10 protein-coding genes are annotated in these 11,725 nt (G+C 64.3%); 3 read left to right on the top strand and 7 right to left on the bottom strand.

The genetic code is table 11. The features are described 5' to 3' along the window. Nucleotides 1-12: 12 nt before the first annotated feature. Both ACSSU5_RS08445 and ACSSU5_RS08440 read left to right on the top strand, forming a co-directional pair. Nucleotides 13-513 (top strand): M48 metallopeptidase family protein, encoded by a 501-nt coding sequence (locus ACSSU5_RS08445; RefSeq protein ID WP_264311301.1) that lies wholly within the window; start codon nucleotides 13-15, stop codon nucleotides 511-513. Between the two features lie 12 nt (nucleotides 514-525). After that, nucleotides 526-822, top strand: coding sequence for a winged helix-turn-helix domain-containing protein (locus ACSSU5_RS08440; RefSeq protein WP_264311302.1), 297 nt, complete (start codon nucleotides 526-528; stop codon nucleotides 820-822). Nucleotides 823-909: 87 nt separating this feature from the next. On the opposite strand, the gene ACSSU5_RS08435 is transcribed toward ACSSU5_RS08440, so the two are convergent. Next, nucleotides 910-1,362: a GNAT family N-acetyltransferase gene (locus tag ACSSU5_RS08435; protein WP_264314010.1), complete on the bottom strand. Its 453-nt coding sequence runs from the start codon at nucleotides 1,360-1,362 to the stop codon at nucleotides 910-912. Between the two features lie 220 nt (nucleotides 1,363-1,582). Between ACSSU5_RS08435 and ACSSU5_RS08430 the strand changes: the two genes are divergently transcribed. Next, nucleotides 1,583-2,320 carry a substrate-binding periplasmic protein gene (locus ACSSU5_RS08430; RefSeq protein WP_264311303.1) on the top strand — a complete coding sequence of 246 codons (738 nt, stop codon included), beginning with the start codon at nucleotides 1,583-1,585 and terminating at the stop codon, nucleotides 2,318-2,320. A 30-nt stretch (nucleotides 2,321-2,350) separates the two neighbouring features. Here ACSSU5_RS08430 and yccS read toward each other — a convergent pair whose 3' ends face one another. The 6 genes from yccS to ACSSU5_RS08400 form a co-directional block, all read right to left on the bottom strand. Then, entirely contained in the window at nucleotides 2,351-4,534 is a 2,184-nt protein-coding gene (yccS, locus tag ACSSU5_RS08425) for a YccS family putative transporter (protein ID WP_264311304.1), read from the bottom strand. An 82-nt stretch (nucleotides 4,535-4,616) separates the two neighbouring features. Beyond that, entirely contained in the window at nucleotides 4,617-5,798 is a 1,182-nt protein-coding gene (locus ACSSU5_RS08420; protein WP_264311305.1) for a BaiN/RdsA family NAD(P)/FAD-dependent oxidoreductase, read from the bottom strand. Nucleotides 5,799-5,948: 150 nt separating this feature from the next. Continuing rightward, nucleotides 5,949-7,286 (bottom strand): ATP-dependent RNA helicase DbpA, encoded by a 1,338-nt coding sequence (gene dbpA, locus ACSSU5_RS08415; protein WP_264314011.1) that lies wholly within the window; start codon nucleotides 7,284-7,286, stop codon nucleotides 5,949-5,951. Nucleotides 7,287-7,398: 112 nt separating this feature from the next. Then, nucleotides 7,399-8,826: a multidrug transporter subunit MdtD gene (mdtD, locus tag ACSSU5_RS08410; RefSeq protein ID WP_492560990.1), complete on the bottom strand. Its 1,428-nt coding sequence runs from the start codon at nucleotides 8,824-8,826 to the stop codon at nucleotides 7,399-7,401. Between the two features lie 97 nt (nucleotides 8,827-8,923). Further along, the gene (locus tag ACSSU5_RS08405) at nucleotides 8,924-10,255 is read right to left on the bottom strand and encodes a TldD/PmbA family protein (protein ID WP_492560989.1); all 1,332 of its coding nucleotides are present in this window, start codon (nucleotides 10,253-10,255) and stop codon (nucleotides 8,924-8,926) included. Further along, entirely contained in the window at nucleotides 10,255-11,697 is a 1,443-nt protein-coding gene (locus ACSSU5_RS08400; protein WP_492560988.1) for a TldD/PmbA family protein, read from the bottom strand. Before ACSSU5_RS08400 ends, ACSSU5_RS08405 begins: the two co-directional genes overlap by 1 nt. Nucleotides 11,698-11,725: the final 28 nt, after the last annotated feature.

Here is an 11,725-nt window from a genome sequence, read left to right as displayed (position 1 = left end):
CGAAGCAGTGCCATGACCGTATTACGTTACTTGCAAGCCTACCCGCCACACCTGCAGGAGCAGGTGCGGCAGATGATCGACAGCGACCGCCTGGGCGAGTACCTGCAGCGTCGCTACCCCGACCGCCATGACGTGCAAAGCGACAAGGCGCTGTACGGTTATGCCCAGGACCTGCGGCAACAGTACCTGCGCAGCGCGCCCAACCTGGACAAGGTGCTGTTCGACAACCGCCTCGATCTGACCCACCGTGCCCTGGGGCTCAACACTGCGGTATCGCGCGTTCAGGGTGGCAAGCTTAAGGCGAAGAAGGAAATCCGCATCGCCTCCTTGTTCAAGGAAGCCGCGCCGCAGTTTCTGCGCATGATCGTGGTGCACGAGCTGGCGCACCTGCGTGAGCGCGATCATAGCAAGGCGTTTTACCAGCTCTGTCAGCACATGGAGCCGGACTACCACCAACTGGAATTCGACCTGCGCGTCTACCTGACCTATCGGGAGCTGCCGGGCAACTGTTAAGGACCACGCAGCATGGAAGTGAGCAAGACCAAGAGCAGCTTCTACCGCCGCCTGTACGTAGCCTGGTTGATCGACAGCCAGACGGCGACCAGCGTGCCGGCCCTGATGGAGGCCACCGGCATGCCACGCCGCACGGCCCAGGACACCATCGCCGCCCTGGCCGACCTGGATATCGTCTGTGAGTTCGAGCAGCAGGAGGGCGCGCGCAATCATGCCGGGCACTACCGCATTCATGACTGGGGCGCGATCGACAAGCAGTGGATCACCCGGCATATGCGCCAGATCCGAGAAGTGCTGGGTTATCCGTGATGCTGTGGCCGCTGCCACAAAGGTTCGCGCAACCCCTGTAGGAGCGGCCTTGCGTCGCGAAAGGGGCGCAAAGCGCCCCCAACTATTTCAGCCCTTGCGCATGCCGATATGCGGAATGTCATCCTCAAGGTATTCCTCACCCACCACCTCGAACCCATGCCGTGCATAAAACCCTTGCAGATGCGCTTGCGCCGACAGATACACCGGCGTCCCCGGCCAGCAATGCTCAGCAGCCTCCAGCCCCTTGAGCAGCAACGGATGCCCCAACTTGAGCCCACGCGCTGCAGGTGATGTCACCACGCGCCCGATCACCACATCGCCCCCCTGGGATTGCGGGTCGAGCAGGCGCAGATAGGCCACCAGCTTGTCGTCCTGCCAAGCCATCAGGTGCAGGGTATCGCCGCTCAGGTCTTGGCCATCGACTTCCTGGTAGGCGCAGCGTTGCTCGACCACGAACACTTCGGTGCGCAATTGCAGGATGGCGTAGAGCTGGTCCTTGCCGAGGTCGGTGTGGTGCTTGCAGAGCCAGTCGATGGACATTGGCACGAACTCCTTGAATGGGACGTCGATCATCGCAAATCCACAGGCCGTCGACGAGTGGCGGATTGCTGCAGACCGTGTCATGCAGGCTTCGGCCAAAATAGAGGCAAAATGACACTATTGTCCGCTGCCCTGAGCCTCAGCTTTGTGTAATCTCCTCGGCAGTTGCGGCGAAGGCCGCCTACACAGTGTGCGCCCTCTATTGCGAAAGGACTTGAGCATGCGGCCACTGCTATGTGTTCTGGGATTGCTGGCAGCCATGCTGGCCACGCCCGTGCTGGGTCATGACAAGCTGCGGCTAGTTGCGGATAGCTGGCCACCGTTTACCGATGCCAGTATGCCGGGCGGCGGCCTGGCAACCAGCATCGTCACTACCGCACTGGCCAGGGCCGGTTACGCCAGTGCGTTCGAGGAGGCGCCGTGGGCACGGGCCTTGATGGGCGTCAGCGAAGGGCGTTACGACATCTTGATCAATGCCTGGTACAACGACTCACGGACCCGCATCGGGCATTTTTCCAACGCCTACCTGAACAACAAGGTCCGCCTGCTCAAACGCAAAGGCGAGGCCTTCGGTTACCAGCACCAATCCGATCTGTACCCCTACAGCATTGCCGTGGTGCGCGATTATGCCTATTCGCCCGATTTTGACGGCGACACCCGCTTGCACAAGGTGGCGGTGCGTAACTTCTCGTCGGCGGTGCGCATGCTGGCGGCCGGCAGGGTAAACCTGGCGGTTGAGGATGAGTACGTGGCCCATTACAACCTGCAGCGCGAACCGCAGGCGGTGCGTGATGGTGTGGAGCTGGTCGACCCGCCACTGGCGCAGAACAGCCTGCATATTCTGGTCAGCCTGAAACACCCGGAACACCAGCAGATAGTCGAACGTTTCGAGCGGGCAATCGCGGCCATGAAAACCGATGGCAGTTATGCGCGCTTGCTGCGCCAGCATGGCTTTTGATCTCTATTGCCTGTGCCGGCCACTCAGCATTTAGGCCGGTGTGCTTTCCTTGACCAAGTGCGCCGCCAGCGTGCGCAACGGCCCCAGCTGCCGGCAGATCAGTGCCAGCTGGGTTTGCACCAGTCGCTGATGTTCATCCAGCTCTTCCGGCATCTGCTCCAGGGCATTGGCCAACGCTTCTTCGGCATCACTGTGGATCGCCACCGGTAGCCGCGCCGCCAGGCCATTGGCAATCTCGTCCAGGCTGTTGGCCAGGCTTTGCCCGGCACCCTCGATCAATTGCTCCTGAACCTCCGCGGGCAAGGCGGTATCACGGTGCGCGCCCAGCCCGGAGAGGTAGCTGAGCAGCGTGTGCGACAGCACCAGGAAGCGGAAGCCGACGTCCGCTTCCTTGCGAAAGTGCCCCGGCTCCATGAGCATGTTCGCCAGCGTGGTGGACAGCGCCGCATCGGCGTTGTGGGCGTTGCGGCGGGCCAGGCGGTAGGCGAGGTCGTCGCGTTTACCGTGGGCATACTGCTGCATGATCTGGCGCAGGTACACGCTGGCGCAGGCCAGGGTGTTGGCCAGCGCCTTGTTCAGGCGCCGGCCTTGCCAGTCGGGCAGGAACAGGAACACCGCCAGAATGGCGATCAGGCTGCCCACCAGGGTATCGAACAGGCGCGGCAGGAACAGCCCATAGCCGTCGCCGATCTGGTTGAAGCAGAACAGCACCATCAACGTGATCGCTGCGGTCGCCAAGGTGTACCGGGTGGTGCGGTTGACGAAGAACACCACCCCGGCGACCACGGCGAACATCGACTGGATGATCGGGTTGGGGAACAGGTCAAACAGTGCCCAGCCCACCGTCAGGCCGATGGCCGTGCCGACAATCCGCTGCCCCAGCTTGCGCCGCGTCGCGCCGTAGTTGGGTTGGCAGACGAACAGCGTGGTGAGGATGATCCAATAGCCCTGCGTGGGGTGGATCAGGTGCACCATGCCATAGCCGATCGACAGCGCCAGGGGCAGGCGCAGGGCGTGGCGGAACAGCAGCGAGGTCGGCGTCAGCTGGGTGCGCAGGCGGCTCCAGACATCCTTCAGCGAGCGTGGCGAACGGTCCAGCAGGCTGCTGTCACTGGCATCGGCCAGGCTGTCCGGGTTGCTGGCGGCGCCCAACAGGCGGTCCAGGGTGGCAAGGTTGGCCGCCAGTGCCCGTAGCGAACGCAGCAGGCTTCGCCAGGCGGGGTTGTTCTGGTTGCGCAGGTGCTCCAGGGAGGCGTTGAGGTCTTCCAGGGTGTCGGCAAACCGGCTGTCGAGGACAAACGGCTGACGCAGACGGATTGAGCGCGCCAGGTCCTGGCAGGCCGAGCCTTGATGACGCAGCAGGCGCTGGCAGCGGAACATCACGTCGCTGTGGAAGAACGCTTCGGCCAGGGCGTTGTAGGGGTAGTGCGAGGCGCTTACCCGTTCGTGGATGTCCTGGGCCAGGAAGTACAGCTTCAGGTAGCGGCTGACCTTGGAGTTTGGCTGGCTGTTGCCAACCCGGTGCAGGATGATTTCCTTGGCGGCGTTGAGCGCCGCGACCACCTTGCCATTTTGCTGGGCCAGCTCCAGCCGCCGGGCCTCCAGGTCATGGTTGCGCACCGGTTCGAACAGATTGGCCTTGAGCTTGAGGTAGCGGCCCAGCTCGAAAAACAGCTTGGCCAGGCTTTGCTGCACCGGCTGATTGGAGAACAGCGCCTGCCACAGCACCGACAGCAGGCCATACCAGGCCGCGCCCGCCACCAGCAGCATCGGCTCGTGCCAGAAATCGGTGACCTCGCCGCCGCGCTGGTCCACGCCGATCATGGTGTATACCGCCGTGATCAGCGTCGCCGAGGCGATGGCGCCATAACGCTCGCCCAGGGCGCCGAGCATGGTCAGGCCGAAAGCCGCCAAGGCCAGTGCAACGGCGAAGACCCATGGGTAGGGGAACAGCAGTTCGACGGCCAGAGCGGCGATGGCAAAGCACACCAGGGTCACGGCCAGGGCGCTGAGGCGGCCTTGCCAACTGTCGTCGGTCTCGGCCAGGGCACTGGCGATAATGCCCAGGAACAACGGGATCAGCAGGGCCATTTCATCCTGGTACCAGCACAAGGCCATGCTGCCGGTAAGGGCGACCGTTACCCGGATGCTGTAGCTGAACTTGTCTTGGCCCCACAGGCGACGCAGTGACTGACGGAACGAGCTCGATGACATGATGGCCTTGGGCTGTGATCGAATGAATACATTGCCGCACGGACCAGCAAGAAGCGTTCCGTGCTGCTGAATGGATTCTACTCTACACGAACTGCGCCGCAGCGTTAGCCGATGCCCAGGCCCACTGGAAATTGAAACCGCCCAGGTGGCCGGTTACATCCAGCACCTCGCCAATGAAGTACAGCCCCGGGCTCTTGAGCGACTCCATGGTCTTGGACGACACCTCGCGGGTATCCACGCCGCCCAGCGTCACCTCGGCAGTGCGATAGCCCTCGGTGCCGGCAGGTACCACTTGCCAGGCCGCCAGTTTTTCGGCGATCTGTGCCAGTTCTGCCGGCGTGTACTGCTTCATCGGCTTCGATTCGAACCACTGCTCGGCCAGCAGGTTGGCCAGCTTGCGGGTGAACACTTCGCCGAGCACGGTTTTGAGTTCTGCATTGGCGCGCTCGGCCTGTTGCTGTTGCAGCCAGGTCAGTGCGTCGCGGTCTGGCAGCAGGTTGATCTCTACCGTGTCGCCGGCCTCCCAGAACGAGGAGATCTGCAAGATCGCCGGGCCACTCAGGCCGCGGTGGGTGAATAGCAGGTTTTCGCGAAAGCTGGTGCCGTTGCAGCTGGCCGTGCAGTCCAGCGAAGTGCCCGACAGTTCCGTGCACAATGCCTTGAGTTGGGGCTCGGTGATGGTGAACGGCACCAGACCGGCGCGTGTCGGCAGCAGGGTATGGCCAAACTGACGGGCCACCTGGTAGCCGAAACCGGTAGCACCCAGGGTCGGGATCGATAGGCCGCCGGTGGCGATCACCAACGACTGGCAGGCGAACTGCCCGGCACTGGTCTGCAGCAGGTAGCCGTTTTCAGTCTTCTCGATGTGCGAGATGCTGGTTTCCATGCGCAGCTCGGCACCGGCTTCGTCGCACTCGGCCAGGAGCATGTTGAGGATGTCGCTGGACTTGTTGTCGCAGAACAGCTGCCCGAGTTTTTTCTCGTGATACGGCACGCCGTGCTTGGCCACCAGCTCGATGAAGTCCCACTGGGTGTAGCGGGCCAGCGCCGACTTGCAGAAGTGCGCGTTGTGCGAGAGGAAGTTGGCAGGCTCGGTGTACATGTTGGTGAAGTTACAGCGCCCGCCGCCAGACATCAGGATCTTCTTGCCTGGCTTGTTGGCGTGGTCGAGCAGCAGCACTCGGCGGCCACGGCGGGCGCTGAGCTGGGCGCACATCAGGCCAGCGGCGCCAGCGCCGAGGATGATCACGTCTGTGGTGTGCACGATAGACCTCTTGGTAGCTGGGGCCGCTGTGCGGCCCATTCGTGGGGCAAGCCCGCTCCCACAGGTACTCCGCCAGGCTCAAGGGCTGTGGAGGTCCTGTGGGAGCGGGCTTGCCCCGCGAATGGGCTGCATAGCAGCCCCAGAATAAGTTTAGATAATGCGGACTTTCAGGGCCCGGCCCTTGATCTTGCCGCTGTTCAGGCGCTGCATGGCCTGCTTGGCCAGGGCCCGTTCCACCGCCACGAAGGCCTGGAAGTCGAAGATGGCGATCTTGCCCACCTGCTTGCCCGGGATACCGGCATCGCCGGTCAGCGCACCGAGGATGTCACCCGGACGCAGCTTGTCCTTGCGCCCGGCAGCGATGCACAAGGTGCTCATTACCGGCAGCAGCGGCTCGCCGCCCTTGTTCTTCAGGCTGTCCAACTGGTCCCAGCGCAGCGGGCTTTTCTGCAGCGCTTCGATGGCCTGGGCGCGGTGCCCTTCGGCCGGGGCTACCAGGCTGATCGCCACACCTTTCTCACCGGCACGGCCGGTACGACCGACACGGTGCACGTGGATTTCCGCGTCACGCGCCAGCTCGACGTTGAGCACCATATCCAGGCCGTCGATATCCAGGCCGCGGGCGGCCACGTCGGTCGCCACCAGCACCGAGCTGCTGCGGTTGGCGAACATGGCCAGCACCTGATCGCGGTCGCGCTGTTCGAGGTCACCGTGCAGGGCCTGGGCGACGATGCCCTTGGCCGTGAGGTGGGCGACCACGTCTTCACACTGCTGCTTGGTGAAGCAGAACGCCACGCACGATTGCGGGCGATAGTGGCCCAGCACGCGGGTCACCGCTTCGAGGCGTTGTTGCGCGTCGATTTCGATGAAGCGTTGTTCGATCTGGTTGTCGGTGTGCAGGCTTTCGACCTTGACCTGCTGCGGGTTGCGCATGAAGTCGGCGGCAAGCTGCTTGATGCCGGCCGGGTAGGTGGCCGAGAACAGCAGGGTCTGGCGGCGTGCCGGGGTCTTGCCGATGATGCTGGCGATAGCGTCGAAGAAGCCCATGTCGAGCATGCGGTCAGCTTCGTCCAAGATCAGGGTGTTCAGGCCATCGAGCACCAGCGTGCCTTTGTCCAGGTGCTGCTGGATGCGCCCCGGGGTACCGACGATGATGTGCGCGCCGTGCTCCAGCGAAGCAATCTGTGGGCCCAGCGAAACGCCGCCACAGAGGGTCAGGATCTTGATGTTGTCCTCGGCGCGGGCCAGGCGGCGCAACTCCTTGGCGACCTGGTCGGCGAGCTCGCGCGTCGGGCACAGGACCAAGGCCTGGCAACCGAAGTAACGCGGGTTGATCGGGTTCAGCAGGCCGATGCCGAACGCAGCGGTCTTGCCGCTGCCGGTCTTGGCCTGGGCGATCAGGTCCTGGCCCTTGAGGATGACCGGCAGGCTCTGGGCCTGAATCGGCGTCATCGAGGCATAGCCGAGGGCGTCCAGGTTGGCCAGCATGGCGGCGGACAGCGGCAGGGTGGCAAAGGCGGTGGATTCGGTGGTCACGAGGCGGGCCTGTGTAGCGAAGCGAAAAATGCCGCACAGTCTACCAGCCTCATGGCCATTCGCCCTACGACTCCATGTGTTGTTCCGGACGACGGGCACGCCTTCCGTCTGTCGGCGCCAGTTGCAGGAAGATCGCCGCTGCCAGCATGGCCATGATGCCGATGGTCACGAAGGTCAGCTGGAACGCGCCCAATGTGCTCTCGACCCCTTCGGCACTGCCCGCCGCAGTGAAGCCACCCAGCAATGCCCCGGCGCAGGCCACACCCAGGCTCAGCGCCAATTGCGCGACCACTGACAGCAGGCTGTTGCCGCTGCTGGCGCTGGCATCGTCGAGGTCGATCAGGGTCACCGTGTTCATGGCCGTGAACTGCATGGAGTTGACCGCGCCGAGCAGGCCCAGGTGTATCAGCAGCACGGCGTAGGGTGTCTGCTCGTCGATCAGGCCGAGGCTGGCCAGCAGCAGGCCCAGCAGCAGGGTATTGCCGGTGAGGATGATGCGGTAGCCAAAACGCTCGATCAGCGGCCGGGCGATGGACTTGGCAAGCATCGCCGCCGCCGCCAGCGGGATCATGCTCATGCCGGCCTGGGCGGGCGAATAGCCCAGGGCTACCTGCAACAGCAGTGGCACCAGGAAGGGCAGGGCGCCGCTGCCCAGGCGGGCGAACAGGTTGCCGAGGATGCCGATGGCAAAGGTGCGCACGCGGAACAGGCTGGGCGAGAACAGCGGCTCGGGATCGCGCCCTGCGCGCAGCCAGTAGGCGGCCAGGCAGGCCATGCCGGCGAACAGCAGCAACATCACCCGCAAATGCGGCAAGTGCAACTCGCCCAGGCCTTCCATGGCGATGGTGATCAGCACCATCGCCGCACCGAACAGCAGAAAACCTGGGCCGTCGAAGCTGGTGCGCTCAGCGCCGCGCAGGTCGGGGATGAACTTCCACACGGCATAACAGCCGATGGCGCCGACCGGCAGGTTAAGCAGGAAGATCCAGTGCCAGCTGAGGATCTCCACCAGCCAGCCGCCGACCGTTGGGCCAAGCAGGGGGCCGAGCAGGCCGGGGATGGTGATGAAACTCATGATCCGCACCAGCTCGGTGCGTGGGTAGGCGCGCAGTACCACCAGCCGGCCGACCGGCAGCATCAATGCGCCGCCCAGGCCTTGAACCACCCGGGCCAGGATCAGAAAACCGAGGCTGTCGGCGGCGGCGCACAGCAGCGAGCCGAAGCTGAACAACAGGATCGCGCTGAAGAAGATGTGCTTGGTGCCGAAGCGGTCGGCGAGCCAGCCGGAGGCGGGGATCAACAAGGCCACGGTGAGCATGTAGGCGATGATCACGCCTTGCATGCGCAGCGGGTCTTCTTCCAGCGAGCGGGCCATGGCCGGCAGCGCGGTGTTGAGGATGGTGCCGTCCAGGGACTGCATGAAGAAGGCGATGGCCACGACCCAGGGGATCCAGCGGGCGGTGACGGGGTCCAGCGGGGTGCGTTCGGGCATGACGTCCTCGTTTGTCAGTGCCGGCGTCTTCGCGGGGCAAGCCCGCTCCCACAAGGCGGGGAGCGGGATTGCCCCGCGAAGACGCCGGCAAGTCCAATCACAATGTCAGGGTAAGGCCTTTGACCAGAGCCCCCGGCAAATGACTCGACCCGGTACTGCGCTGTCCATAGGTACTGGTGGAGAGAATCATCTCGCGCTCGCGGGTCAGGTCCTCCAACTGGCTACCCAGCAAACTGTACAGGCTGTCATCGAAGCGCATGGTGCTTACCGGCCCCTGAATCTCGCCATTCTCCACCCAGAAGGTGGCAAAGCGGGTCAGGCCGGTCATGCGCGCTGCCGGCAGGTCCGAGTAGTTGAGGTACCACAGGTTGCTGATATACAGCCCGGTGCCAAGCCGTTCGAGGATGGCTTCACTGGCCAGGTTGCCCGCCGCCAGGCTCAAGGCGCAAGGCGACTCATAGCTGTCGGCGCCATTTGCCATCAGGTCGAATTCGGCCGCGCTGCGTGCGCTGATCAAGCGCTGCACGGCCTGGCCTTGCGCGATCAACGCAACGTCAAGGCGTGGTGAACCCTCATCGGAAAACGTCGGGCTCAACGAGCCGCTGACCTGTTCGTCGAAACTGACCAGCGGGCTCAGGCGTGCATCGCCGTTATACAGGCGCTGCAGGGCGCTATTGCCGGTGGCCAGGGCCTGCGCAGAAAACCCGCCCCAGCACAGCATACCGGCAATCTCGTCCATGGCCGCCGGTGCCAGGTAGGCGCGGTAGCTGCCGGGTTTCAAGGTGATTGCGGGGCGGCCCAGGTACGCCAGTTGCTCGCGGGCCTGGCGCAGACGCGCGATGAATTCATCAGCGCTCCAGGCTTGCCCGGCATAGTTGGCTTTCACTGCCTGGCCGTTGCCGTGGAACAGGCTCCAGTCCATGTTGAAGCTGTTGGCCTGGTGCCAGCCAAAGGCCCCGAACGAGCTGGCGAAGCCGCGACAGATCGGCCCAGCGGCGTAGATGCCGACCAGGTCCAGGTCGCCTGCTTCACGCTCGATCAAGGCCAGTACTTCATCCAGATCCGGCAGCGTGTGGCCCTGCTGGCTGTGGCTGTTCCACGGGGTTTCGTCCAGGCGCAGGTAGGGGTCGACCGCCAGCAGAGGCAGGGTCTGGCGCAATTGGCCGAGGGCATCGGCCAGGCGCGCGCGGTCCAGCACGGCATCATCGCCCAGGGTGATCTGCTGCTCGGCCTGGCGGCCATCATGAATCAGGCGCAGCTGCACACTGGCCTGGCCGACCTCACCGGCCTGGCGCACCTTGGCGTGGTTGAAGCGCACGAACTGCGACTGCTCGGCGCTGTAGCCGAAGGTGAACTGTTCGCCCGGCTGAAGGGCGTCGCGCAGGGCGCCAAGCAGGCTTTCGAAACGTTGCTGGGGTATGGCGCTCATCAGGCGTCGCCTCCGAATACATCGATCTGGCTGAACACACAGGCCGGCGACGCATGGCCGACCCGTACCACCTGGTTGGGTTCGCCCTTGCCGCAGTTGGGTGTGCCGAGCACCTGGAAGGTGCTGCGGTCGCCGACTGCCGACAGGTTGCGCCAGAACTGCGCCGAGATGCCGCGGTAGTTGGGGTTCTTGACGATGCCCTTGAGCTCGCCGTTTTCGATCAGTTGGCCCCACTCGCAGCCGAACTGGAACTTGTTGCGCGCATCGTCGATGGACCAGGAGCGGTTGGTACGCATCAGGATGCCATGCTCGATGCCCTGGACCAGTTGCGCCAGCGACCGGTCGCCCGGCTCGATGTTGAGGTTGGCCATGCGGTCGATCGGCGCACGGTTCCAGCCGCAGGCACGGCTGTTGGCCACGCCGTCCAGGCCCGAGCGGAACTGCGACAGGGCGCCGCCCAACGGCCGCAGCAGCAGGCCTTCGCGGATCAGGAACTGCTTGCTGGCCTGGGTGCCGTCATCGTCGTAGCTGTAGCTGGCCAGCTCTTCACCGATGGTCGGGTCGAAGGTCACGTTGAGCAGCGTCGAGCCGTATTGCAGGTGGCCGAAATCGCTGGCGTTGACGAAGCTGGTGCCGGCGTAGTTGCGTTCGTCGCCAAGAATGCGGTCCATCTCCAGCGGGTGGCCGATGGACTCATGGATCTGCAGCATCATCTGGTCAGGCATCAACAGCAGGTCGCGCTGGCCGCTGGGGGTATTGGGAGCGAGCAGCAGTTGCAGTGCTTCGTCGGCGACCCGGTTGGCAGCGCCGACCAAGCCACAGCGCTCGATGATTTCAAAGCCACCCTGCTGGCCGAAGTTGTCCCGGCCCAGGCTGCGGCTCTGGCTGTCCTGGCCGTCGCTGGCGGTCACGCTCAAGCCTGGGAACAAAAAGCGCTGGGCGTGGCGCAGCTCGGCGCCGGCGCTGTTGAGGTAAGTCTGCTCGACCAGGCTCATGCCCAGGCCAGCCTGCCAGTCCACCAGGCGGCTGTCCTGGGGCACGCTGGCCGATTCGGCGGCGAGCAGGCCAAGGCAGTCGGCAAGGCTGGGCATGGGCTGATCGAAGTGGGGCGAAACGTGGTCGTGGCGGGCGCTGGTCACCGGTTGCTCACGCAGGTCCAGCAGGCTGTGCCGGGCGATTTGCCGGGCCAGCGCCTCGGCGCGTTCGAGCGCCTGTTGCAGGCCTTGCTGGGACAGGTCTGCCGTGGCCGCATAAGCCTCCACGCCATTGACTCGCACGGTGAGCATGGCGCCCTCGTCCTGGCTGAAGAACGGCGGCTCGGCTACGTTGCGGCGAACCGACAGCGACTGGTGCGACTGTTTCACATGACGCAGGGAAAACAACTCGGCCGTACTGCGCAGCGCCGCAAAGCGCTGGCGCAACAGGGCGCTGGAATCGAACATGCGGGAACCTCCGAGTCAGTGGTGGCTC

It is taken from the genome of Pseudomonas sp. E1MeOHC2 (genome assembly GCF_058745025.1).
The sequence above is the reverse complement of the archived record's forward strand: the minus strand, read 5'-3'. Positions and strand labels throughout refer to the sequence as shown.